The organism is Modestobacter sp. VKM Ac-2984 (genome assembly GCF_026967985.1).
In the GTDB taxonomy this organism is placed as follows: Bacteria; Actinomycetota; Actinomycetes; order Mycobacteriales; family Geodermatophilaceae; genus Modestobacter.
On sequence record NZ_JAPVBJ010000007.1, the window covers coordinates 1 to 24,379 of the forward strand.

17 protein-coding genes and 2 pseudogenes are annotated in these 24,379 nt (G+C 71.1%); 10 read left to right on the top strand and 9 right to left on the bottom strand.

All coding sequences use genetic code 11. From position 1 onward, the window contains the following. Positions 1-240: 240 nt before the first annotated feature. Positions 241-1,293, bottom strand: a complete 1,053-nt coding sequence (locus O2W16_RS14665; RefSeq protein ID WP_269159555.1) for a polysaccharide pyruvyl transferase family protein — start codon at positions 1,291-1,293, stop codon at positions 241-243. A gap of 428 nt (positions 1,294-1,721) precedes the next feature. On the opposite strand from O2W16_RS14665, the gene O2W16_RS14670 reads away from it, so the two are divergent. Together O2W16_RS14670 and O2W16_RS14675 are read left to right on the top strand one after the other, a co-directional pair. After that, entirely contained in the window at positions 1,722-3,239 is a 1,518-nt protein-coding gene (locus O2W16_RS14670; protein ID WP_269159556.1) for a lipopolysaccharide biosynthesis protein, read from the top strand. 185 nt (positions 3,240-3,424) lie between these two features. Beyond that, positions 3,425-3,715, top strand: a pseudogene (locus O2W16_RS14675) (IS30 family transposase); the annotation flags it as partial. A 467-nt stretch (positions 3,716-4,182) separates the two neighbouring features. On the opposite strand, the gene O2W16_RS14685 reads toward O2W16_RS14675, so the two are convergent. From O2W16_RS14685 to O2W16_RS14700, 4 genes are all read right to left on the bottom strand, one after another. Beyond that, complete coding sequence (locus O2W16_RS14685) at positions 4,183-5,316, bottom strand: hypothetical protein (RefSeq protein ID WP_269159557.1); 1,134 nt, start codon at positions 5,314-5,316, stop codon at positions 4,183-4,185. A 443-nt stretch (positions 5,317-5,759) separates the two neighbouring features. Continuing rightward, entirely contained in the window at positions 5,760-6,893 is a 1,134-nt protein-coding gene (locus O2W16_RS14690; protein ID WP_269159558.1) for a hypothetical protein, read from the bottom strand. A gap of 198 nt (positions 6,894-7,091) precedes the next feature. Continuing rightward, positions 7,092-8,030, bottom strand: a complete 939-nt coding sequence (locus tag O2W16_RS14695) for a glycosyltransferase (protein ID WP_269159559.1) — start codon at positions 8,028-8,030, stop codon at positions 7,092-7,094. 49 nt (positions 8,031-8,079) lie between these two features. Next, entirely contained in the window at positions 8,080-9,192 is a 1,113-nt protein-coding gene (locus O2W16_RS14700) for a glycosyltransferase (protein ID WP_331253758.1), read from the bottom strand. A gap of 690 nt (positions 9,193-9,882) precedes the next feature. On the opposite strand from O2W16_RS14700, the pseudogene O2W16_RS14705 reads away from it, so the two are divergent. Further along, positions 9,883-10,032 (top strand): annotated as a pseudogene (locus O2W16_RS14705) (transposase); the annotation flags it as partial. 214 nt (positions 10,033-10,246) lie between these two features. Here O2W16_RS14705 and O2W16_RS14710 read toward each other — a convergent pair. Further along, on the bottom strand, positions 10,247-11,407 hold the full coding sequence (locus tag O2W16_RS14710) for an LCP family protein (RefSeq protein WP_269159560.1): 1,161 nt from the start codon (positions 11,405-11,407) through the stop codon (positions 10,247-10,249). A gap of 168 nt (positions 11,408-11,575) precedes the next feature. Here O2W16_RS14710 and O2W16_RS14715 point away from each other — a divergent pair, with 168 nt between their 5' ends. Beyond that, positions 11,576-12,895: a UDP-glucose dehydrogenase family protein gene (locus O2W16_RS14715; RefSeq protein WP_269159561.1), complete on the top strand. Its 1,320-nt coding sequence runs from the start codon at positions 11,576-11,578 to the stop codon at positions 12,893-12,895. Positions 12,896-12,904: 9 nt separating this feature from the next. Here the strand turns inward: O2W16_RS14715 and O2W16_RS14720 are convergent, their stop codons facing one another. Further along, complete coding sequence (locus O2W16_RS14720; RefSeq protein WP_269159562.1) at positions 12,905-14,047, bottom strand: acyltransferase family protein; 1,143 nt, start codon at positions 14,045-14,047, stop codon at positions 12,905-12,907. A gap of 198 nt (positions 14,048-14,245) precedes the next feature. On the opposite strand from O2W16_RS14720, the gene O2W16_RS14725 reads away from it, so the two are divergent. The 5 genes from O2W16_RS14725 to O2W16_RS14745 are packed head-to-tail and all read left to right on the top strand — an operon-like array spanning position 14,246 to position 19,964. Beyond that, a complete protein-coding gene (locus O2W16_RS14725) occupies positions 14,246-15,724 on the top strand; it encodes a hypothetical protein (RefSeq protein WP_269159563.1) in 1,479 nt (492 codons plus the stop codon). A 2-nt stretch (positions 15,725-15,726) separates the two neighbouring features. Next, the gene (locus O2W16_RS14730; RefSeq protein WP_269159564.1) at positions 15,727-17,064 is read left to right on the top strand and encodes a lipopolysaccharide biosynthesis protein; all 1,338 of its coding nucleotides are present in this window, start codon (positions 15,727-15,729) and stop codon (positions 17,062-17,064) included. Beyond that, positions 17,061-18,383 (top strand): oligosaccharide repeat unit polymerase, encoded by a 1,323-nt coding sequence (locus O2W16_RS14735; RefSeq protein WP_269159565.1) that lies wholly within the window; start codon positions 17,061-17,063, stop codon positions 18,381-18,383. Before O2W16_RS14730 ends, O2W16_RS14735 begins: the two co-directional genes overlap by 4 nt. Then, entirely contained in the window at positions 18,383-19,468 is a 1,086-nt protein-coding gene (locus O2W16_RS14740; RefSeq protein WP_269159566.1) for a glycosyltransferase family 4 protein, read from the top strand. Before O2W16_RS14735 ends, O2W16_RS14740 begins: the two co-directional genes overlap by 1 nt. Continuing rightward, on the top strand, positions 19,458-19,964 hold the full coding sequence (locus O2W16_RS14745; RefSeq protein WP_269159567.1) for a hypothetical protein: 507 nt from the start codon (positions 19,458-19,460) through the stop codon (positions 19,962-19,964). The genes O2W16_RS14740 and O2W16_RS14745 overlap by 11 nt, the downstream gene beginning before the upstream one ends. Before the next feature lie 9 nt (positions 19,965-19,973). Here O2W16_RS14745 and O2W16_RS14750 read toward each other — a convergent pair whose 3' ends face one another. Next, positions 19,974-21,056: a glycosyl hydrolase family 28-related protein gene (locus tag O2W16_RS14750; RefSeq protein ID WP_269159568.1), complete on the bottom strand. Its 1,083-nt coding sequence runs from the start codon at positions 21,054-21,056 to the stop codon at positions 19,974-19,976. A gap of 353 nt (positions 21,057-21,409) precedes the next feature. Next, positions 21,410-22,519 (bottom strand): glycosyltransferase, encoded by a 1,110-nt coding sequence (locus O2W16_RS14755; protein WP_269159569.1) that lies wholly within the window; start codon positions 22,517-22,519, stop codon positions 21,410-21,412. Positions 22,520-22,870: 351 nt separating this feature from the next. Between O2W16_RS14755 and O2W16_RS14760 the strand changes: the two genes are divergently transcribed. Beyond that, on the top strand, positions 22,871-24,373 hold the full coding sequence (locus O2W16_RS14760; RefSeq protein ID WP_269159570.1) for a sugar transferase: 1,503 nt from the start codon (positions 22,871-22,873) through the stop codon (positions 24,371-24,373). Positions 24,374-24,379: the final 6 nt, after the last annotated feature.

The window sequence follows — 24,379 nt, forward strand, 5'->3', positions numbered from 1 at the left end:
GGCAACCTCAGCCCCACCGACTACGAGACCATGCACCTGACACAGAACGAGGTGTCCGCCTGACGGGGGTCACTTCAGTTCCGCCAAGGGGATGTGGCCGCGGATCATGCTGGCCTGCTCACGGTGGCAGGCGTGGTCGGTGCCGTCGTGGCCAAGACCGCCCTTGGTGGGCCCCGGGAGTTGTGCTGCTTGTCGACCCGGTTGCGGTTCCGGCGAAAATTCACATCTCGCATGCGGCTGTCAGGACTTCGGCAAGTTTCTCGCCGCGAGCTCCAAGAGCGACGGCAGGTTGGCCGTGATGGTGCTGGATGCCCGGTCAATGTCATGCATCATGTTCGCGACGTGACTGTGGACGGACTGAGCGAAGTCAGCATCCGGCTCCACCAGGCTCTCGAGTCCTAGCCTTGCGTATAGACCCCGGAGCTTGCCCTGGTAGGAGGTCGCGATGGCCGGTGTCGACACCACCGCTGCAAGGATGGCCAGGTGCATGCGGCCGGTGACGACGAACTCCGCCCGGGCGCACAAAGTTCGCACGGCTCCCGGGTTCAAAATGCCGGGCACAACGAGAACCTGCTCAGGTTGCCCGACTCGTTCGCTGATCTGCTGCGCCAGCACTCCGTCGCTCGCCATTGAGCGGGAGTCGTGCGATAGAAGCACGAAGGACACGTCTGGCTGCGACCAGCGCTCTATGACCGATGTGAGTGCCGACACTTGGTCGATACGGTCCTCGAGCAGGTAGTTCGCGTTGAGCAAGATCACCCGGGAGTCGGGCCGCAACGTCAGCCACTCCTCCACCTGCGGCGGGAGCGTCTCTCGTGGTCCCGGCAAGAACGCCAAGTCCGCGACGTCGACCACCTTGCGGCCTCCGTCAGCCTTCAGGCGAGCTGCCGAGTCAGGGTCGCGGGCGCAGAGCGTCGCCGAGCGACACGCGCGCATGGCTGCGACAGCCCTCGGGTGGGGACTGGAGTTCCAGCTGAAACCAAGGACGCGGGAGTCCTTGCCTGCGCGCCCCAGTAGTTCGGCCAGCTGGAAGCGGCGCATGGACGAACGGACGCTGTAGACGCCATCCATCACGTCCGCCCCGATGACGGAGAAGGAGCGCGCCGCGGCGAGGTCGCCAGCAAGGGCTGCAACGGCTCGTACGTGGCGTCTCAACGGCCCGTACAGCAGGTCAGGAGCGACGACGACGCGGGTTCGATCTCGGAGGTCGTCGGGAATCCGCAGGACTGAGGTGGCATCTCGGACGATGACTAGGACCGGACCATCGACATGTCGGCAGAAGCTCTCGAGCATCGCTTGATCACCGACGCTCCCGCCACCGGGAGCAGCGATGAGCACATGCGCACCAGGGCCTTGACCGGCTGGCCTGGCCGTCTTCGCGCGAAGAACCAAGCGATCAACCCACTGCTCCACACTGGAGGCCATCAGCAACCGGGAGCGAGTGACAAGTCTGGACAAATCAGGGGCACGCACAGAACGCCTGCTCTCTCAGCGGCTCCAGGACGCCGTGACCCTAGCTTCCCAACACAGCACGGAGGCGTGCTGGTGCCGAGGGACACATCACGCCCGGGCGTGCTGTGCCGCGGATGGTGTAGGTGACATGATCGAATCCCTCACCTGAACCTGCCGCAGCATCTCGTGTCGGGTTGCCCGCAGCGACCGACGGCGGCCGCTCCGGGGGTGCTTACGGTCAGCGAGCCCCCATCGAGTCGTGAGGCCTCATGCAGAACAACGACATTGGCATCACCGAGGCGCGTCCGATGCCCGCGCCAGGTGATGTCGTCCCGGCGACAGTCGAGCAGGCCCAGTCGATAGGCGGGGCAGTTCGCAAGGGCGTCTTGTGGACGTCGCTCAGTCGGGTGGTCGTACAGCTTCTCCAGGTTGGCGTCACGGTGGCATTGGCGCGCCTCCTAGCCCCAGCGGACTTCGGCGCAGTGACCATCGTGACCAGTATCACGGGATTTGCCGCTCTCTTCGTCGAGCTGGGCCTTGTCTCCGCGCTCGTGCAAAGAAATTCCGTTGATGAAACGGTCCTGTCAACGGCGTTCTGGCTCAACGCGGTACTTGGCGTCGTCCTGGCGGTGCCCGTTGTGGCACTGGCTCCGGTGGCGGCTGCGCTCTTCGACACACCGTCACTCGTGTACCTCATGCCCGTGGCCAGCCTGACCTTCGTCCTGAGCCTCAGCGTCGTTCAGTCGGCCACCCTGCGACGCGCCTTGGACTTCAAGCGGCTCGCCAGGATCGGCATCGTCAACGCCGTTGCCAACGCTGTAGTGGCGGTCGCGTGTGCAGCGGCCGGCCTGGGAGCACTGTCCATAGTCTTGGGGACGGTCGCCGCCACACTGGTCTCCACGATCCAATCGTGGTGCTACGTGCCCTGGCGCCCGAAGGTGAGGCCCACCCGCCAGGCGCTCAGGGAGTTGTGGTCCTATACGCGAGGGCTCGTAGGGTTCGGATCGGTCAATTACTGGTCCCGCAATGCAGACAATCTGCTCATCGGGGGATTCCTCGGGACGACGGCCCTCGGCTACTACGGTCGCGCATATAACCTGATGTTGATGCCAGTCTCGCAACTGAACGCGGTGCTCAACTCGGTACTCTTCTCAACTCTCTCCCGTCTCCAGGCAGACGAGCAACGCTTTCGGCGCGCCTGGCTGTTGAGCGCGAAAGCCAGTTTCATGGCAGGGGCCCCGATCGGTATCGGCATGTCCGTAACTGCACCCGCACTCGTCGAAACCTTCTTCGGGGCGCGCTGGCTACCTATGGCCCCCGTGCTCGCACTCCTAGCGGCATCTGTCCCCCCACAGTTGATCGGGTCCGCGACGGGGTCGGTCTTTCAGGCTAAAGCCAAGAACGATCTACAGTTCCGACTTGGCTTGATAACGAGTTGCATCACCGTGGCCGCAATCCTTGGCGCACTGCCCTTCGGCATCGTCGCCGTGGCGGCGGCCCTTCTGGTCAAAAGTTGGACAAGCGTTCTAATCCCGTTGATTCCGACATTACGATTGGCCGGCATCAGCTTCCTTAATTTCCTGAGGGCGATCAGCTGGACGGGGATGTCGACCGTGGCCATGGGAGCTGCCGCCTGGGCGGCCGGGCATGCCCTTCGAGCGTCTTCGCCGCCACTTGTCCTCGGAGTTCAAGTCGCAACCGGCGTGATCGTCTACGGGGCCCTCATCATTGCCCGTGAACGACCGTTTATCCGTGAGCTGCGCGGCGCTAGGAAGCGCAAACCTTGACTCCAGTCTTTGGACCGTCGCAGGTTTGATGCCGCCCTTGAGCGGGGCGGCGATCATGCCGAGAAGTTGTCCCGCCCCGGGTTCAGTGGGGGCTCGGAACTGAGGCGGCGACGGTAGTCGCCGCGGTGTTGTGTCGGTAGCAGTTGTCCTCATGCTCGGCCGGTGGAATCGGGCCGATCTCGCCGCGCAGGCTCTCCGCGCAGGCACAGCCCAACGTCGACACCGGCATCGCCGTCTACTTCGCCGACCCGCACTCACCCTGGCAGCGCGGCACGAACGAGAACACCAACGGCCTGCTGCGCGAGTACTTACCCAAGGGCACCGACCTCTCCCGCTGGACCCCGGAAGACCTCCTCGCCGTCCAAGGCGCGGTCAACAGCAGACCCCGCAAGGTCCTAGGCTGGAAGACCCTGGCCGAGGTCCTCGACAAGCACCTGCGCTCGCTGCACCAGGCCGGTGCTGCGACGACCGATTAAGACCAGTCAGTACACCTTGCTGCATTCACCGAGCACCTCGCGCTGAGGAGCATCGTCCCCTCGATCGGATCGGTCGGGGACGCCTACGACAACGCCCTCATGAAGTCGATAATCGGGCTATGCAAGGACGAGTGCATCCGCCGCGGACCCTTCCGCCAATGTCCTATAAAGACGATCTTCGAGACACTCCACCCTCGACCACGTACCACCGGCTGAGTTTGAAGCAGTCCACCACGCTGGCATTACCAGGTCCCAACCGGAGCGCAACCCATATGTGGCCGGCAGAGAAACCGTGGCGGTTCACGACCGAGACTGCGGCTTTCCGACCAGTCCGGGTCGCCGAACGAAGTGCTCGACGATGAGCGGCTCCAGTAGATCGCCGAAGTTGTTGATGGGGGCGACGCATCGGTAGCCAGCGGGACTGGGGGCCACGGGGCGGGTGGGGTTCCAGGTGAAGAACTCGACAGTCACTGCTGTCCTCTTGCCGTCCGCAAGCGCAAGAGGGCCGTCGAAACCTTGTTCCGGGCGGATACGCGGCGACCTGCCCGCGCTCTGTCCTTGAGGGCATTGCGGACGGCGTGCCCCAGTTTGTCCCACGTGCGGTCATCGAGCCGTGGCGCATTAGACTTCGGGGCGGTCGCGGAACGGAGGCTGGCCTCTAGGTCGCCGGTGTATAGGTGGACCCAGTCGGCACCGACTTCGGCTTGCAGTTCCCGGAACACCTCTGTGTCGGGCACGATGACGGGGCGGTGCAGCGTTAGCGCCATGAGTGCCGCACCGGAATTCGTGACGCGTTGGTAGAACAGGACGACCACCTCGCTGCGTAGGATGGTCGTCACCAGCTGCTCGTCGCTCAGTCGCTCGTCGCACCACGTGATGCGCGGTGACCCTTGCACGAGACTGTCGAGATCCTTGCTATACGAGTCCTGGCGGCCCCTGCCCGCTATCTGCAAGGTCCAGTCGGGACTGGCCTGCCTAAAAGCCCCACACAGTTCCACGTAGCCGCGGTAGGCGCGCACCTCGCCAAACGAGAGCACTCGTCGGGACTCAGCTTCAACCTCCGGCTGGTCGATCACCGGGTATGCGGGATGCTTCATGTGCCGGACAGCGATGTCAGACTTGCTCCGTTGGCGAAGCTGCAATTCGGTACTCCGCGAAAGCACCCAGAACTCGTCGACCAGTCCCTCGAAGATCCGCAACATCCATCGGCTGGCGAAATCCTTCGACGAGTCGTGTGGCTCGAGGTTGTGCACCGTCCAGAAGATCAAGGCGCCGTGAGATCTGGCTAGAGCCACTGAAGCGAGCTTGACCGAGCATCGAGCGAAGCGCCGAGGGTCACGACCGATCCGCCCGAACAGCTCGTCTGGCCAATGGACGTGGACAGCGTCGAAGTCTCCGAAGGCCGCCCTGCCTGCAGCGAAAGGCTGAACATCCACGCCGACGCCGCGTACCGCTTGGGTCCACAGTGAGGGAAAGGCGTTGGCGTTCGGTGCATTGGTCGTGGACGCGGCAAGCAGCCGAAGCACCCGTCGGTCGGGGACCGGGCCCTGCGCCCGTAAGGCCGGCATTGTCGTGGCCTCGCCGCCCAAGCTCTCAGTCACGGCTCAATCGGCTCCTCAGTGTCGGCCAACCGTCACTACTCAAAGCACCTACCGCGCGACGATGTGGTGTTCCCGCTGGCAGGCTAGTCGGTGTGTCCCAATAGGGGGACGTGACCCTTGTCATGAGGCTAGGCCCGAGCTCTGCGGTCATCCGCAGCGTCCCGGACGCCCGCCTGCCCCAATGCTCGGCGTGCACGCCCGAGTCCGACCGGCCAGCTCCGCGTCAGCCGCGGCACGGCGTTGCTCGGCGTCGGCCCATGCCTCCAGCTGGAGCTCCAAGGTGCGGCAGTCGCATACGGAGACGCGACGGTCCGACGACGGATGCCTTAGAGACATGCTGACCTGACTACGGTGGCCGTGTGGCCGGGAGTGGGCGCTCCCGGGCTGTGCGATCTTCATAGTCCGGGAGGGGCATCTCGGCGTGTCCGACCGGAGCGAGCCGGTCACTGGGTGAGCACTATGCTCCATGCAACTCCGTAGGTGCTGACGTTGTCCTCGAAGAGCACGGAGGCCGGCGAGAGCGCGACGCCGTACCGGGCCTCATCTAGGTAGACATTCTTTCGGAACGTGATGTCGGTCAGGACAGCGTCACCGCGGACATTCACGCTGTAGTTGCCGCCTCCAAACCAGTTGCCCTCGAAGAGGGCACCGTCCAGGCGTTGGCTGCCAGTCTCCGTCCCGAGCATCACAGCGGCGTTGTTGAAGTCGCCGCTCGCGGTGTTCGTCGGGTCGAGGTTGTTGCGCCGGACGGTGATGTTGCCGCCCTCGGTGCTCTGAACAGCGTCACAGTGCAGGGTGCCCTGGCGTACCAGGTCGTGAATCCAGCTGTCCTCGATGAGCACGTTGAAGCTCACCCGGGCTCCGTCGCACGTTCCGTGGATGTCCACCCGGCGCAGGGTGTAGTTCCCCCAGCCGATGCCGATGTCGGCTTGGCCCAGACCATCAATCTCGACGTCCTCGACGACGAGGCCTTTCTTGCCCTTGGCGACGTCGATGACCCGGTTGTAGGTGGGGGTGGCGCAGCGGATCCGCGAGTTGCGGATGGTGACGTTGTCTGCCAGCACGAACACGCAGCCGTCGATGTCCAGGTTGCTGACCACCGCGCCCGGCGTGGTGATCCAAATCGTCCCGCTGGGGGTCAGGACCGTCCCGTCGGGCACGCCAGTGGTGAGCGCGCCCGGGGGCACGGTCACGGGCGCCTCCTCGTCGGCGGGCTGGGCCGGTGCCGGGGCGGGCGCCTCGAGAATGATCGGCTTGCGAACGGTCCACAACTGGGTGCCCGCACTGAACTGCGCGACGAGCGACACCGGGCCGGACCGTCCCGAGAGGTCGACGGGCACGTTCGCGCTCCAGCCTGATCGAGTCTTGACGAACGTCGTCGAGCTGCCGAGGGCTGTGGTGCCGATCGAGAGCACGACGGAGGTCATCGGGACGTCGGTGACGGCCTCGATCGTCACGGGAGCGGCCGGCAGCGTCGCGTTGTTCACCGACACACCCAGGTACTTCATGTACGACTGGGCCCCACCGGCCAGAGCGGGTGACTCCCCGCCGAGCAACATCAAGAGCAAGGTGCTCACGAGGGCCGAGCAGGTCAACACAAAGCGGCTTCTCACGAGGTCCCCTACCGGCCGAGACGACCGACCGTCGGTTCGTCCAGATAACCATCGGCGGGATGGTCTACTGGCTGAAGGCGGAACCGCTCCACTCACCAACTTGCGGTGCGCCGACCATAGTTCGGGTCGTCACACGCCCCGTCGGAACCGAGATCGGTCGGCTCAGCGGAGGTGGAAGGGCGGAGGAGTCGCCTGCGTGACTACCTGCGACGCCGACAGCTCCAGGTCGGTGAACTGCAGTTCGGCCGGCCGGCGCACGACGGCCAGGCCGCGTGCCGCCAGCATGTCGGCGATCTCGTCCTGATGTCCGTCGATGTGCTCTCCGCTGTCGGCGGCGCGAGGGACGATGACCGGGAGTTTGCCGGCCTGCAGACATGAGAGCACCGAGCCGGTGCCCGCATGGCTCACCACGACGTCGGCTGCCCGGATCTCCGCGGCCATGTCGCCCGCCGTCATGGTGCTCACCACTCGGCCGGGGAGGCCGGGTACGTCCGCGTCACCCACCTGCCACAGCACGTTCGCTGACTCCGGGAGGACGCGGCGTACCGCCTCGATCATGCTCGTGAAGGGGAATGACTTGGCGCTCCCCACCGTGACGAGCACACGTTTCGGAGCAGGTCGGCCCGGCCGCTGCTCGACCCCCCAGCCGTCGAAAACGCTCCCGGCGAAGTGCCACCTGCCGTGCGCCCACCCTCGGTGCTGTGTGTACAGGTGCACGCCGGGCACGGCGGACATCAACCGCCCTGTGAAGGACGGGCCGTCCACCCGGGTGGCGCTCTCGACGTAGTGGCTCGGGATGCGAGCGACGCGTGCCGCTGCCAGGAACGGGGGTGCCAGGCTTGACCCGGTGCTCACCGCGATGTCGAACCGCCGCCTGCGCAGGAGACGAGCGGCCTCGACCGTGTGCTCGACCAGCCGGCGTGCGTCCCGCGGGGAGCTGTAGGTGGCCCAGACGACGTCGTGACCCTCCAGCAGCGTCTCCGACTGGGCGGTCGGCACGGTCACCCAAGTTGCGTTGGTTGGGTCGATACCGAACCTAGGTGCGAGCTGCACCAGTTGGGACAGATGACCGCCGGCGGTGGCGATGAGCAGCGCGCTCATCGTTGCTCCGACTTCCTGCGCGGGTGTCGCCGGGACGGCTTGCAGCTCATCACGTGAGCGCCGGCTGGCGGAGTTGGCTGAACACGATGTCGCGGATCCGGGCAGTGAAGGCTTCCTGTGAGAAGGAGTCGGCGTGCTGTCGGATGACCTCTGCATCGAAGTCCGATACGAGGAACCGTCGAACGGCCGAGATGATGGAGTCGGCCGTCGGCTCGTCGATGAACTCTCCGGTGACCCCGGCGATCGTCGTCTCGACGTAGCCGCCCGCCCGCAGCGCCAGCACGGGCGTGCCCTGGGAGAAGGACTCCAGCGGCGTGAGGCCGAAGTCTTCGTAGGCACAGGCGATGAGTGCCTTGGCGTTTGCGTACAGCCAGGTCAACTGTGCGTCCGTCACGCCGGTCAGCCCTCGAAGCCGGTCGGGCCACTGCCCCTCTGGAAGCCCGCCGACGGCTATGAGGCGCTCGTCCGGCATCCGGGTGATGGCCTCGGCGACGACAGTCGTGTTCTTGTACCCCCGAGGCCGCCCGACCGTGAGGAAGTAGCTGCCCGGTTCGATCCCCGGGACCCGGTCCATCTTGGGTCGCACGGACATCGGCGGGTGCACGACCTGAGCCGGACGCCCATAGGTGCGCTCGACGCGCCGTGCGACGACGAGCGAATTGGCCAGGTACAGCTGTGCGGACGCGGCGGCCCTGCGGTCCCACCAGACCAGCGGGCGCCTCAGCAGCGTCGACGCCACTTTCTGCGCGCGGCCGTGCCGCTCGATGTACTCGCTGCTCTGGTAGAGCCAGCGGGCGGGATTGTGGCAGTAGACGATCTTCGGAGCCGTTGTGCGGATGCCGTGCGCCCAACCCGACGAAGAGCAGAGAACGACGTCGGCGTCATTGACCTGGACCGAGGCCCAGGCGGCAGCGAGAAGCGGCAGGGCACGCCGGGGATCGCGCCGGAAGGCGGGTACCGAGGAGAGCGGGGTCACCTCAATGTCGTGTCTCTCAAACTCGGGGTACGTCGATTCTGGCGCGTAGATGCTCGTGACCATCCGAGAACCTGGGAAAGCTTCGAGCAGAGCGAGTGCCACACGTTCGGCGCCCCCGCGTTGTGTCAAGTAATCATGCGCGATGACCACGCGAGGCGTCCGGGTCTCGGATCTCGTGTCGCTCACGGCCTGTTCTCCGCCTTTCAGGACGTCGGGACAGGGCGGCTCACAAGAGTTGCGCCGTTGTCATAGTCAACGGCGAGGCGACGATACCGCAATCGATGTGAGGCAGCTCACGAGCGAGTGCTGACATCCCCTTCTGACTCGTGGAACGACACTGGGCCTCGGCGTGGCTGCTTGCCCAGGTGGCTCGGCTACTACCTCGCTGAGTAGGGCGCGGCCCCCGGCCCGGGGGACGTGTGCAGCCGCGGCCATGGGGGGTCGCTCTCCACGGCCACGAGGAAGTGGTCGAACCCGGCAGCCTCGTTGGCGTGTGCGCTCCGCGCACCAGGCGTGCAACAGGGATTGCGTAGTGTCACTCGACTCGATGAGGAGTTGCGCTCCTGCTTGTGAAGCGACCGCGTAGGCGGGCGGCGGGTTCGAGTTGCGACTGGGTTCACCACGCGAGTGGGTCATGCGGTTCGGTCACTTGGGAGGTTCGTCAGAGCAGGTGAAATGCCCGTCCGTCAGTCGCGTTCCGCCGCGGGTTTGATGGAGGCTCTCAATCCACGTGGTGGTGAGAGTGATGGTGGTACCGGGGAAGTACCCCGACGAGCTGGGGGAGCGAGTGATCCCGGATGGCGGTCGACGCACAACGGAATCCAGCGACCTGCACCGGGGCGTTGCGGCGGGTGTGTGAGCAGCTGGGGGCATTCCGAGACGCTGCGCAACTGGGTCACCCAGACCGAGATCGAAGAAGGCGACCGGGCCGGCACCACGACAGGCGACGCCACTCGGTTGGTGGAGCTGGAACGGGAGAACCGGGAGCTGCGCCGGGCGAATGTGATGTTGAAGAGCGCGTCGGCTCGTCGAGTCGCTAACGCCTTTGGGATACGAATGTCACTTGGTGATGACTGCGCGGTGGCTCACCGCGTTGCGGTCTGGGAAGACTGGCGTGCTGATCGAGCTCGCGGCCGTTCGGCAAGACCTCATGGAACCCAGCCTGTCTGCACGGAACCCAGCCTGTCTGCACGGAACCCAGCCTGTCTGCTTGATTGCTTATGGCGCTGCCAGAGACGGGTCAGCGGGGAGTTTCGGGCAGCGCTTCACCTGCGAACTCTTCCGCATTCTGGCCCAGTGAGTCCGCCTGGAGGTAGCCCCACATCCGCTCGCCGGTGGTCGCGTCGAGGTAGACAACGCTCGCGGCGCCCTCCGTTCCGGTGCCCAGCACCGGTGCGGTGAAGAACTCGACGTCGGCCGGGGTGAGGCCGCGTAGTGAGTAGGCCAGCGACAGCAGGTCACCGTTGCCGAGAGCTGCATCGACGGCCACTGCGTTGGTGACCGACAACAGTGTCGAGTCGAGCTTGCCGGGGGAGGTGAAGACCTCCTGGCTGAACAGCTTGGTGAACATCGCTCGCAGGTAATTCTGCTGTCGCTTCACCCGGTCGAAGTCGCCTCCGGGTAGGTCGTAGCGCTGGCCGACGTACCAGCGGGCCTGGTCGCCGTCGAGGTGGTTGAGGCCTTCGGTGAAGGTGTACGGCCCGTTGCTCGTCGTCTCCGAGACCACGACGTCGACGCCACCGAGGTCGTCGGTCACCTGGATCAGGCCGGCGAAATCGATCGCCGCGTAGTGGTCGATCCGGACCCCGGTCAGCTGTTCGATCGTCTGGATGAGCAGGCTCGGGCCGCCGAGGGCGTAGGCAGCGTTGATCTTGTTCTTGCCGTACCCGGGGATGTCCACCCAGGAGTCGCGGGGGATGGAGATGACTTGGGCGTGCTCCCGGTCGCTTGCGAACCGCGCCAGCATGATCGCGTCGGAGCGGGCATCGGGCAGGTCACCCGGCGCGACCTCGGCACGGGTGTCCGAGCCGACCAGCAGGAACGTCACCGGATCGGCGATCGCTTCGGGCTGGTCGACTGGCGAGGCGGGGGTCGGGCGGGAGTCCTCATCGAGTTCGGCGAAGACGTTGCCGACCCGCGCGATGTTGCCGCCGTACCGGTTGCTGACGAACCACAGGCCGGTACCGATGACCAGGGCCAGCACCAGGGCCAGCGCGCCGAGGCTGATCAGCGTTCGCCGCACCCATCGAGGTCGCGAGCCGGTCTCGACCGTCTCTGCGTTTCCGCCGTCCGCAGCGGGACCGTCGTCTCGGGTTCGCTCGCTCATGCCCACCGCCCTCTCGCTCGATCGGACCCTAAGCGCGGAGGGCGGCGGTGGAGCGGCTACGGGCGGCAACCTCATCCGGGCGAGGGATGACCTCAGGCGCGAGTGTTGTCGGTGACGTTCGTCCCATCGGGCGACCAGTCCGCCGCGCTGGGTGACGACGGGTGGCGTCCGGTCACGTCCGTTGTCTACGGTTCGCGGGGGCTGGGCGCGTCGGGTGTCCGCCGGTAGGGGAGTGACACGCGCATGAAGATCTCGGTCATCGGTTGCGGCTACCTGGGCGCGGTGCACGCGGCCTCGATGGCCGAGCTGGGGCACGACGTCGTCGGCATCGACGTCGACCAGCCGAAGATCGACGCGCTGCAGCGGGCCAAGGCCCCGTTCTACGAGCCCGGGTTCGAGGAACTGCTCGGCACCTCCCTGGCGTCCGGGCGGCTGCGGTTCAGCACCGACATGGCCGACGCCGCCGACGCCGTCATCCACTTCGTCTGCGTCGGCACCCCGCAGAAGCGCGGCGAGTACGCCGCCGACCTACGCTTCGTCGAGTCGGCCGTCGAGGGTCTGCTGACGGCGCTCAAGCCGGGTGACCTCGTCGCCGGTAAGTCGACGGTGCCGGTCGGCACGGCGGCCCGGCTGGCGGAGCTGGTGGCCGACAAGGTGCCCGGGGCGATGTTGGCGTGGAACCCAGAGTTCCTGCGGGAGGGGTTCGCGGTGCAGGACACCCTGCACCCGGACCGGCTGGTCTACGGCCTGCCCGCCGGCCCCGACGGCGAGACCGCCCGGGCGATGCTGGATGAGGTGTACGCCTCGATCGTGGCGGCCGGCACCCCGCAGGTGGTCACCGACTACGCGACGGCGGAGATGGTGAAGACGGCGGCGAACTCGTTCCTGGCCACGAAGATCTCCTTCATCAACGCGATGGCCGAGCTGTGTGAGGCCACCGGCGCGGACGTGAAGCAGCTGGCGGATGCGATCGGGCACGACGACCGGATCGGCCGCAAGTTCCTCAACGCCGGCCTCGGCTTCGGCGGTGGGTGTCTGCCCAAGGACATCCGGGCGTTCATGGCCCGCGCCGGGGAGCTGGGTGCCGATCAGGCGCTGACGTTCCTGCGCGAGGTCGACAACATCAACATGCGCCGCCGGATCCGGATGGTCGAGCTGGCCCGCGAGGTCTGCGACGGGTCGCTGGTCGGCAAGCGGGTCGCGGTGCTGGGCGCGGCGTTCAAGCCCAACAGCGACGACATCCGCGACTCCCCGGCGCTCAACGTCGCCGCTCAGCTGCAGCTGCAGGGTGCCGCCGTACGGGTCACCGACCCGGCCGCCGGGGAGAACATCCGCCGCAGCTGGCCGCAGTTGGACGTTGTGAACACCCCGGAGGAGGCCGCAGACCGGGCCGATGCCGTCCTGATGCTGACCGAGTGGCAGCAGTACCGGGACCTGGACCCGATCGCCTTCGGAAAGGTCGTCGGGCAGAAGCGGATGCTCGACGGGCGCAACGCCCTCGACCGCGACCGCTGGGTGGCCGCCGGCTGGACCTACCGAGCCCTGGGCCGCCGCGCCGGCTGAGCTCGGCGTCTACCGGCGGGCGGTGGCCCGGTCCCGCGACGGGGTCGCCGCCCGTTGCCGGTGCGCGCCCACGCGGCGGACGGGAGCCGGGGCACTGGGTCCGCTGGGCCGCGGTCCCAGAGCCGGCGGCAGGTCGAACAGCCAGTTCGCCCACGGCCGGTCGGCCGTGAACGTCGCGACGGCGAACGGGATGCCGACGCCGGCCAGGACCGCCAGCGTGGCGATGACGTACGGCTGGTCGACCCCGAGCCGCAGGAGCACGACGCGCACCCCGGCGACGACCAGCACGTGGGCCAGGTAGATCGGCAGGGTGCGGCGGCCGATCGCGGCCAGCAGGTCGCGCAGCGGCGGCACCCGGGTCAGCAGCACCGAGACGGCGAGCAGCACGATAGTGCCGGCGACCGCAGCGCCCAGGCTCAGTGCCCGCTCGGCCAGGCCGACCTCGGCCGGCAGCGTCGACGGGACGACGTCGGCCTGCAGCAGAACCCCGAGCGAGCCGGCGCCGAGCAGCCCGGCCGCCGTCCAGACCCAGGGCGGGCCCTGCATCCACGCGCCCAGCCGGGCCAGCCCGACGACGGACCCGGCCGCCGCGAACGCCAGCAGCGAGAGCCCGGTCAGCCCGAACAGGCTCGGGTTCCAGCCCCAGGTGAACAGGCACACCAGCAGCAGCGCACCCCCGCCCAGCAGCCGGCGGGCCGGGTCCTGCCACGGCCGCAGCACCGCCAGCACCACCGCCGTCACGATCAGGAACGGCAGGAACCACAGGTGGGCGAACGGCTCCCACACCCGCCAGGTCGCCCCGGGCTCCCGCGGCACGTTCTTGACCTGGTTCGTCGCCAGCTCGGCCATGCTCTGCACCAGGTACCAGAGCAGGTAGAGCCAGAGCATCAGCGTGGCCCGCTCGCGGACGTAGCCGGCCGCCCCCCGCTTGACCACCGCCCGGGGCACGAACAGCCCGAGCAGGAACGCCAGGGCCGGCATCCGGAACAGGTAGAGCGCGGAGTTGACCACCTCGAGCGGGTGGTCGGTGGGGATCAGGCCGGCGTTGAGAATGCCGTCGATCGAGTGGTTGGCCGCGACCCCGATGATCGCCACGGCCCGCGCGACGTCGATCGCCGCCACCCGCTGCGGGCGGGCGGGGGCCTCGGTCACGCGGCAGAGCCTAGGTGTGGATCTTCCCCTGTCCACCCGGGGTGTGCAGACGTATCCGCAGGTCAGCGGCCCGTCTCCTGTTGTCCACCTGGCGTTCACCCGGAGGGATGACGCGTTCCGGCGTGATCAGCCGGGCCCTATCATCTGGACGCTGTTGCGGTCCGACTCCGCCGATGGCACGAGGGAGGACGCACGCGCATGAGCAGCTCGACAGGCCGGCCGGCCGGCACTGACCCAGGCGACGCAGGCACCCGGGCCGACACGTGGCCCGGGCCGGCGGCACCGCTGGCCTGGCTGTCCCGGCTCGCGCTCGTCGGCGCCCTCCTCGGTGGGCTGCTCGGCCTCCTGGTCGGGGTCTCCGCCGAGGAGCAGGTCACGGCCTCGGCCACCGTCGAGGTCGTCCCCGACGCCCAGGTGCTCAGCGGCCCGCTGCCGACCACCACGCAGACCGGCGCCGACGACTCCCTGGTCGCCGGCCAGCTCGAGGTGCTCGACGCGCTCCGGCTGAGCCAGGAGCCGCAGCCGGACGACGCGGTCACCGTCTCCGTCGCCCAGGTCGGCACCTCCGACGTCCTGCGGATCAGCGCCACCGCCCCCACCGCCGAGGAGGCCCGGCAGGCCGTGACGGCGCTGCTCGACGGCTACGTCGTCGCCCGCCAGGAGGCCGCCGGGACGGCGGTCACCGCCGCGCTGGCCGCGGTGCAGCAGCGGCTGGACGCCCTCGGCGAGCCGGGCGCGGTCAACAGCCCCGTCGCCCAGGAGGTCGAGCGGCTGCTCGCCGAGCAGAGCCAGCTCCAGGGCGCCGCCACCCGGGTCCCCGACCTGGTGCCGGTGCTGCGCGCCCCGACCCTGGACGAGGAGACCGGCGCACCGGCCGCGCTGCTGTCCACCGTGCTGGGCACCGTGCTCGGTGCCGTGCTGCTGCTGGCCGGCGGTGCCGTGTGGCGGGCCACCTCCGACCGGCTGTTCGACGCCCGGCTGCTGGTGGCGGCCGGGGTGCCCGTGCTGCTGCCGCGGCTGCCCGCCGGGCGGGTGCGCCACCGCAGCGCGCAGGTCCCGGCACAGCTGCCCCGGGCCGGCGCGCTCGCGGCCGCCCGGCTGCTCGCCCCGCAGGTGCTCGACGCTGGCATCCGCAGCCTCGTCGTCGTCGGTGCCGACGAGCGCGCCGGGGCCGCCGAGGTCGCCTGGGAGCTGGCCTGGGCGATCTCCTCCACCGGCGCCCCCGTCGTGCTGGTGACCACCGCGGCGCACGCGCACAGCAGCCGCCCGACCGCGTCGGCGGAGTTCCCCGGCGAGCAGGTGCACACCCCGCTGCTGACCGTCGTCGCCCTCCCGCCGCACGACGGCGACGCGGTGCTCGCCGCGACCGTCGCCCGGCACACCGCCGCCGGCCGGCACGTGCTGCTGCACGCCCCGGCGCTCACCTCCGTCGCCCGGTTCGACGAGACCGCCCGGCACGCCGAGCGGGCCGTCGTGGTCGTGGGGGAGGGGGTCTCCTCGCTGGAGGACGCGCTGGCCGCGGTCCGGGACGTGGCGTCGTCCGGCCCGGCGCTGCAGGGCGTCGTCGTCACCACCACCGGGCGGCACCTGGGGCGCGAGCGGCCCCAGCCGTCGTCCCCGCGGGCTGCGGAGGAGACGACGTCCCCTCGGCAGGAGCCCGTCGCCAGCGAGGCCTGACGGTGGCGGTCCAGGCGGGGGAGCAGACCCAGGAGGTCCGCCGGAGCTTCGGCCTGCGCATGGTCGTGGCCGTGCTCGGGCTGGTCGCCACCTTCCTGACGTCGGTGCTGGCCGTCCGCACCCTCGACGCCCGGGCGGCCACCGGCTTCCTGGCCGTGCTCGGCGCACTGATGCTCGGGCCGATGGTCGGCCGGCTGGGCCTGGGCCAGCACGCCATCCGGGCGATCGCCGCGGCCTCGACACCGGCCGAGGTGGCCGCCCAGGTGCTCGCCCACCTGCGGGCGGTCGCGCTGCTGAGCGTGGTCACCGCGCCCGCGGTCGCCTGGGTGGCCACCGCCGTCGTCCGGGACGACCGGGCGCTGGTCGTCGCGCTGGTCGCCGCGCTCATCGTGCTGGAGACGCTGCGGCTCACCATCAGCGACGTGTACGCCGCGGTCGGCCGGATCCGCTGGTCGGTCGCGGCCACCCACCACAGCCGCTCGGTGCTCGCCCTGCTCGCCATGGTCGTCGTCGTCCTGGTCCAGGGCGGCCGGACGACGCTGGTGGCGCTGCTGACCGTCTACGCCGCGACCTCCCTGGTGCTGCTGGCGGTGATGCTGCTCCGGCTGCCGCTGCGGGCCCGGGTGCGCGGCGCCCGCTGGTGGTCGCCGATGGCCGCCGCCGTCGCGGGCGGGGCCTGGCTGTTCACCGTCGAGCTCGGCGCCTTCCTGGTCGGCCGCGGCGACGTCTGGCTCGCCGGCTGGGCCTTCCCCGGCGACCAGGCGCTGCTCTACTCGACCGCCAGCGTGCTCGCCATGCAGGTGACCGTGCTCGAGGGGCTGGCCAACATCGCGATCACCCCGGTCGCCGCCCGGCTGGAGGCCCAGGGGCGGCGGGACCGGGTGCTGGCCCTACTGTCGGCGGCGGCCACCGTGTCCAGCGCGGTCACCGTGGTGCTGGTCGCCGCGGCCTGGCTGCTCGCCCCGCAGGTGCTCACGCTCTACGGCCCCGGCCTGGACGACGCCGCCCCCTACCTGTCCGTGCTCGCCACCGGCGGTCTCGGCATGGCCGTCTTCGGCTCCTGCGCGGTGCTGCTCGTGGTCACCGGCCACGGCCGCACCGCCGCCCGCGCCGTCGGCGTCGCGCTGCTGGTGGTCGTGCCCGCGGCCGTGCTCGCCGCCCAGCTGGGCGGCCCGCTGGCGCTGGCGCTGGTCAGCGCCACGGCGACCGTCGTGCTGTTCGGCTCCTACGCGGTCGTCTGCCGCCGGACCTTCGGGACGGCGCCGCTGCCCGGGCTGCAGCTGCGCCACAGCCTGCGGGTGCTGGCCGGCCGCGAGCCCGACGGCGTGGTCGCCCGATGAGCACCCGGATCACCGCCGTCCGGCCCCGGACGGCGGACCTCGGTGGCCGGCCCGGGGGCGTGTGGTGGCTCTCCCCGATCGCGCTCATCGGCCTGGTCGCGCTGCCCGCCACCTGGTTGAGCCTGGCCATCGCCGACGAGCGGTACCGCGCGCTGTGGGGCACCCCGAAGGCCGTCAACCTGGAGTGGACGCTGTGGTTCACCGCCGGCCTGCTGCTGTTCCTGGGCGGTGCCCTGCTGCCGGTGTTCCGCGGCGTCCGCCGGGTGCCGGGCTGGCCGGCGCTGTCGGCCGGTGACGTGGGCGTCCTCCGGCGCGCGGCGACGGTGCTGTTCTGGCTGACCATGGTCGGCTACGTCGCCTACGGCATCAACGCCGTCCGGGTGGGCCTGGACCCGGTCGTGCTGGTGACCGCACTGATCGACCAGGAGCTCTACGGCCTGGGCATCCGCGAGCAGCTGGGCACCGTGCCCGGGCTGACCACGATGACCCAGTTCGGCGTCGCCTTCGTCGTCCTGACCGGGGTGCTGGTGCTCGCCGAGGGGCGCCGGCCGCAGCACCTGCGCCGGCTGGCGGTGGTCGCCTTCCTGGCGCTGCTGCGCGCCTTCTTCGTCACCGAGCGCCTCGCCCTGCTCGAGCTGCTCGTGCCGCTGCTGGTGCTGGTGGTCGCCGGGATGTCGCGGACCAGCCGGGGCACCCGGCGGGCCGCGTTCCTGCCGGCGGTGCTGGCGCCGGTGGTGGTCGTGGTCTTCGCCGCCTTCGAGTACTCGCGCAGCTGGGTGTTCTACGCCGCGCAGGGCGGCCAGTCCTTCCCCGTCTTCGTGGTCGAGCGCTTCGCCGGCTACTACGTCACCGCCTACAACAACGGCGTGATCCGGCTGCTGCACCAGGAGCCGGCCGGGCTGCCCTACGACCTGTGGTCGGCGTTCTGGACGGCGCCGGGCATCGGCAGCCTGAACCTGTTCCGGTCGCTCACCGGCGTCGACCCCGAGCCGGCGTACACCCTCGCCCTCACCCAGTTCGGCAATCCCGAGTTCAACAACTACGGCGCCGTGGCCAGCCCCTTCGTCGACCTGGGCATCGCCGGCGGGCTGCTGTTCTTCCTCGGCGCCGGGCTGCTCACCGGCACCCTGCACCGCGCCCTGCGGGAGGGCCGGATCTGGGGCCTGCTGCTCTATCCGCTGTTCGTGCTCACCATGCTTGAGCTGCCGCGCTACTTCTACCTCGGCCAGGGCCGGGCCACCCCGGGGCTGGTCGCCCTGGTGGTGGTGGCGCTGCTGGTCAACCGCGGCCGACGCCGCCGCGCCGGAGCCGTGCGCTGATGGCCCGCCCGCTGCGCTACCTGCTGATCGGCACGCACGTCCCGCCGTCGGGCGAGGGCGGGGGGATGGTCCGCTACGTCGTGCAGCTGGCCCGCGCGCTGGCCGCCCGGGACGACGTGGAGCTGCACGTGCTGGCCGGCGCCGGCGCGCAGGGGGCCTTCACGCACCTGGTCGACCGCGACCGGGTGCACACCCCGCCCGGCCGCGGCCCGCTGGTCTCCGCCGTGGAGCGGCTGGCCGGCGCGCGGGTCGGCGGCCGGATGGACGTCGTGCACGGCACCAAGCACCTGCTGCCCCGCGGGGTGGCCGGCGTCGGGGTGCTCACCGTGCACGACATGCTGGCGCTGGACCGCCCGCACGACTTCGGCCGGGCCAAGCGATTGCTGGTCCGCCCGCCGTACCTGGCCTCGCTGCGGGCCGCCGACGCGCTGGTCTGCGTGAGCGCCGCCACCCGGGAGCGGCTGGTCAGCTACCTGCCGTCCACCGCCCCGCGCGCCTCCGTGGTGCACCACCCCGACGGCTCCTCGCTCACCGACGTCGCCGCCGAGGCCGTGCCCGAGCTGGCCGGCCGGCCGTTCGCGCTGGTCGTCGGTGATCCCTCCCCGCGGAAGAACGTCGGCCTGGTCGTCGACGCCTGGGCGCAGGTGCGCGCCGCCGTCCCCGATGCGGTGCTCGTGGTGGTCGGCCCGGACAGCTGGGGGCCCACCGACCGCGGCCGGGCCTTCGCCGAGCTGGCCGCCGACGGGGCGGTCGTCGCCCTCGGCCACGTCCCCGACGCCCGGCTGCGGTGGCTCTACGAGCGCGCCCGGGTCGTGCTGTGCCCCAGCCTCGCCGAGGGCTTCGGGCTGCCCGCAGCGGAGGCGCTCGGGCTGGGGGCGCCGGTGCTGACGTCGGAGGACCCGGCGCTCGCCGAGGCCTCCCCGGCCGGTGCCCAGCGGCTGCCCGGACGCCGTCCCGAGGTGTGGGCCGCCGCGATGGTGGAGCACCTGGGCCGGCCCCGGCCGCCGGTGCTGCTCCGGCCGGCCCGCCGCGGCTGGGACGACGTCGTCGAGGAGACCCTGGCGGCGGTGCGCCGTGTCCGCTGACGTGCGCGCCATCCTCTCCACCCCGGTGTACGGCGAGCCGCTCGGCGTGCTGCACGTCGCCGGCCCCGCCGAGCTGGTGACGGCCCGGGCGGTCGCGGGAGTGCAGACCGCGGCCGGCTGGCGCACCGGCGTGCTGGCGCCCGACGCGCTGCCGGAGGCGGTGCTGGACGACGTCGACGTGGTCGTGCTCTGGGGCCGGCGCGCCGCCGCCGGGCGGGACGTCGTCGCCGGCCGCCGGGCGACCGTCGTCGTCCTCGACGCCCGAGACGTGCGGGCGGTGCTGACCTCGCCGCTGCGCTGGGCCCGCGAGCTGCGCCGGACGGCGCGCACCAACCTGCTGCTGGTGCCCGCCGGCCTGGCCGAGCGCTACACCCGCTGGGGGCCGCCGGTGCCGCTGGCGCACCGCCCCGAGGGGCTGCCGGAGCAGGCCGCGGTCACCGTGCTGTCGGCGTGGACGGCGCGGGCGCACGCGTTCGGGGCGCGGCCCGCCGGCTGAGCCGGCGGGTCACCAGCCGCGGTGCTCGGGGACGGGGGAGCCGTCGTCGGAGACGTCGAACAGCCGCACCGCGGGGGACGCGTTCGTGTGGAACGGCCGCGCCGGGCCGCCGGTGAGCGAGATCCCGGAGAAGGTGACCCGCTGGACGCCCGCGCCCGGATCGGCGAGCACCCCGAGCTCCCAGCTGGCACCGGCCCGGGTGTCGGTGATCGCGAGGTCGCGGATCGTCACGTCGGCGGTCGTGGTGCCGCTGTTGCCGGCGTAGACCAGCACCGCGCCGTGGTCCTTGGCCGGGTTGGTGTTGGCGCCGGTCACCGTGCCGCGCGTGATCCGCACCCGGCGCGAGGGGAACGTGTAGTACGGGTCGCCCTCGCTACCGACGTAGACCGCGGCGGCGTCGGTGTCCCGGATCGCCACGTCGGTGTAGGTGATGTCGTCCCCGCCGACGACGGAGATGCCCCGGCCCCACGTCGTCCCGTCCACCTGCGGGGAGGAGATCTCCACCCGCGCGCACGGCACCCCGTCGGCCCGGTAGGAGACCACGGCGACCCCGTCGTCCCCGGTGTCGGTGGTCACCGGGGAGACGACCCGGCCGTCGTGCGCGCCGCCGGTCACGTGCACGCCGTCGGCGCGGCTGCCGACGACCGTCACCCGGTCCAGCAGGAAGTGCCCGGAGCCGTTGCCGACGTAGAAGCCGGCGGCCGCCGCACCCCGGACGTGCACGTCGCGCAGCACCACCCCGTCGGCGGAGACGCGGACCTTCATCTGCTCGTAGGCGTGGAAGCGCTCGGTCGAGGTGGCGAGTGCGAACGTCACCCCCTCGACGACCACGCGGTCGGCGTCGACGTGGAACGCCGAGCGGGTCTCCTGGGTGGCGGTGACGGTCGCGCCCCGGCCGAGGACGGTGAGACCGGGGGTGCGCACCCGGAGGACGTCGGAGTGCAGGTAGGTCGCGCCCGCGCGCAGCCGCAGGATGCTCCCGGTGGGCACGGTGTCCAGCGCCTGCTGCAGCGCGGCGGTGTCGTCGGTGACGCCGTCGCCGACCGCACCGAACCGCTCGACCGGGATGTCGCCGCGGGCGCCGGCGACCACCACGGCGTCCCTGGCACCGGCCGCCGCGGTGCCGGCCGCTGCGGTAGCGGACGCGCTCGAGCCGGAGGACGGGGCGGCGGTGGCCGGACCGGCAGCGGCAGGCGGCGGCGGAGGTGCGGACCCGGCGGCCGGTGCGGTGTCTGTTCCGGGCGCCGGCGGGGCCGCGCTCGGGTCCGTGGCGGTGGCCCCGCCGGCCGGGGGGACGGCGGTGGGCACGGCACTGGCCGGGCCTCCGGTGCGGGCGCTGGGCCGTGGCTCGGCCACCCCTGTGGACCCGACCAGGCACAGCGCCAGGAGCGCGCTCGCCACCAGCGCCCGGGACACCGTCCGCGGCCGGCGCACCCGCGAGGGGCTCATCGGGACCCCGCCAGGCACAGCAGGTGCTCGGCCACGGCGGTCTGGGAGGTGGCTGCGGCGAACCGGGTGGTCGCCACCGACCGGCCCGTCTCGGCCTCGCGGGCCGCGGTAGCCGGGTCGAGCAGCCGGGCGGTCAGCGCGTCGGTGAGCGCCTCGATCTCGAACGCCGGGACGGCGGCACCCGCACCACCGAGGGACGCAGCGATGCCGGCGACGTCGAAGGCGACCACGCTGCGCTGACCGGCCATCGCCTCCATCGCCACCAGCGGCAGCCCGGCCTCCCAGCGGGAGGGGACCGCGACGACGTCGGCGGCGGCGTACCACTCGGCCAGCCGCTCCCCGGGGGCGAAGCGGACCGAGCCGTCGGCCCGGGCGCGCAGCGCCGCCTCGTCCGGGCCGGCGCCGACGAGCACCAGCTGGGCGTCCGGCACGGCCCGTCGCACCCCGGGCCAGGCGGAGAGCAGCATGTCCTGGCCCTTCTGCCGGGCCAGCCGGCCGACGCACACCACGGTGGGCGCCGCGGGGAGCCCGAGTGCGGCGCGGGCGGCCGCCCGGTCCTGCGGGGCCCACAGCTCGGGCTCGACGCCGTTGGGCACCACCACCGACCGCCCGGTCAGGCCGGCGGCCCGCCCGGTCGCCAGCTCGGCCTCGCTCACGCAGAGGGTCAGGTCGGTCCAGCGCTGGGCGAACCGCTCCCAGCTGCGGGAGGCCGTCTGCACCGGCCCGGTGACCGCCTCGAACGACCAGGCGTGCGGCTGGAAGACCGTCGGACGCCGGCCCCGCACCGCCAGCCGCCCGGCCAGCCCGGCCTTGGCGCTGTGCAGGTGCACCACCTGGGGGTCCGTGGTCGCCACGACCCGGCGGAGCGCCGCCGCCTCGCCGGGCACCGACGGGCCGGGGGAGCGGCTCGCCCGCCACGGCACCAGCTCGGCCCCGGCGGCACGGACGGTGTCGGCGAGCCAACCCTCGCCCGGGCAGGCCACCAGCACCTCCCAGCCGCGGCGACGCTGGTCGGCGACCAGTCCGGCGACCACGCGGGCCACCCCCGCCTCGACCGGCTGGCTGACGTGCAGGACGCGCAGCGTCGGGTTCTCGGATCCGCCCACGGGTCGAGCATGGAGCCCTTGGCAACAGGCTGGCCGGACGACACCACGGACGTCCAGAAGGTGACCGAACTCACGAGGCTGACGGCAGGTGTACGGCAGGAAACGGCGGTATGGAGCCTCCTGCGCGTCGTCACTCTGCGCGAGTGCGGACCGGGTGATCGGTTCGATCGGGTGTGGTGCGCGCCACGGCGGCCGTTCCACCGGTGTCCCGGGCTCCGCTTCGGGGCTGGTCGACCCGAGCAGGCGGACCGTACGTTCCCCCGGGTCGGTCGGCGGGGTCTCCTCCCGACGGGCCGGCGGCGACCAGCTGCCGCGCTGACCAGGGAACCAACGACGTACGGGAGCCGGACCTTGTTGCTGCTGGAAGCGCCCGACGAGTTCGTCGAGCCCCGGACGGAGGTCGTCGCCCGCCGGCGTTTCTGGTCCGTGGCGCGCCTCCGGGGTGAGGGCACCGCCGCCCGCCGGGCCTGGCGGAAGACCTACGTGCGCCGGATCCTGCTGGGTGACGCCCTGGTCGCCGTGCTGGCCGCCCTGGTCGGTCGGCTGCTGCCCGAGCAGGGGCCGCTCGCCGCGCACGGCGCGCCCTGGCCGGTCGTCGTCCTGCCGCTGGTCTGGGTGGCCGCGATGGCGGTCGGGCGCAGCTACGAGGAGCGCTTCCTCTGGGTCGGCCCGGAGGAGTTCCGCCGGGTCTTCTTCTCCGCCGTCCTGCTGCTGGCGTCGGTGGGCACGGTCTCCTGGGCGTTCAAGCTCGAGGTCGCCCGCAGCTTCGTCGTGGTCGCGCTGCCCCTGGCCACGGTGCTCGGCCTGCTGCAGCGCTACGCGCAGCGCGCCTGGCTGCACCACCAGCGCATGCACGGCCGGTTCCAGCAGACCGCGATCCTGGTCGGCCACCGCACCGGCACGGCCGAGCTGCACGCCCAGCTGGTCCGCCAGGCCCAGCACGGCCTCCGGGTGATCGGCGTCTGCCTGCCGTCGGCCCCGCCCGCCGGGACCGTCTTCGACGGGCTGCCGGTGCTGGGCGGCTTCAGCGACATCGCCGACGTCGTCCGCCGGTACGAGGTGGACACCGTCGCCGTGCTGCCCTCACCGGAGCTGGACGGCGCCGCCCTGCGCCGCCTCGGGTGGGATCTGGAGACCACCGAGGCCGAGCTGCTGCTCGCCCCGGCGGTGACCGAGTTCGCCGGCCCGCGGGTGGGCATCCGGCCGGTCAACGGGCTGCCGCTGATGCACCTGGAGCGGCCGGAGTTCCGCGGGCTGCGCCGCGTCACCAAGGACGTCTTCGACCGGTCGGTCGCCCTGGCCGCCGTCGTGGTGCTGCTGCCGGTGCTGCTGGTGCTGGCCGTGGCGGTCGCGACCACCAGCCGGGGCCCGGTGTTCTTCCGGCACGAGCGGATCGGCCGCGCCGGCCAGCCCTTCCACGTGCTGAAGTTCCGCAGCATGGTGCCCGACGCCGACCAGCGGATGGCGGAGCTGATGGCGCAGAACGAGGGCAACGCCGTCCAGTTCAAGATGAAGCGCGACCCGCGGGTCACCCGGGTGGGGGCGGTCATGCGGCGGTGGTCGCTCGACGAGCTGCCGCAGCTGTTCAACGTCGTCGGCGGCACCATGTCGCTGGTCGGCCCGCGGCCGCACGTGACCCGCGAGGTCGAGCAGTACGGCTTGGACATGCGGCGCCGCCTGCTCGTCAAGCCCGGGATCACCGGCCTGTGGCAGGTCAGCGGCCGGTCGGACCTGTCCTGGGACGACTCGGTGCGGATCGACGTCCGGTACGTGGAGAACTGGTCGCTCGCCCTGGACCTGATGATCCTGGGCAAGACCCTCGGTGCGGTCGTCCGCGGCTCCGGGGCCTACTGACGCCGA

Bases quoted from the DNA above. Each gene is read 5' to 3' on its own strand.
- O2W16_RS14715 (WP_269159561.1), top strand. From the start codon at position 11,576: ATGAAGATCTCGGTCATCGGTTGCGGCTACCTGGGCGCGGTGCACGCG.
- O2W16_RS14735 (WP_269159565.1), top strand. From the start codon at position 17,061: ATGAGCACCCGGATCACCGCCGTCCGGCCCCGGACGGCGGACCTCGGT.
- O2W16_RS14740 (WP_269159566.1), top strand. From the start codon at position 18,383: ATGGCCCGCCCGCTGCGCTACCTGCTGATCGGCACGCACGTCCCGCCG.
- O2W16_RS14725 (WP_269159563.1), top strand. From the start codon at position 14,246: ATGAGCAGCTCGACAGGCCGGCCGGCCGGCACTGACCCAGGCGACGCA.
- O2W16_RS14670 (WP_269159556.1), top strand. From the start codon at position 1,722: ATGCAGAACAACGACATTGGCATCACCGAGGCGCGTCCGATGCCCGCG.
- O2W16_RS14710 (WP_269159560.1), bottom strand. From the start codon at position 11,407: ATGAGGTTGCCGCCCGTAGCCGCTCCACCGCCGCCCTCCGCGCTTAGG.
- O2W16_RS14695 (WP_269159559.1), bottom strand. From the start codon at position 8,030: ATGAGCGCGCTGCTCATCGCCACCGCCGGCGGTCATCTGTCCCAACTG.
- O2W16_RS14665 (WP_269159555.1), bottom strand. From the start codon at position 1,293: ATGCTCGAGAGCTTCTGCCGACATGTCGATGGTCCGGTCCTAGTCATC.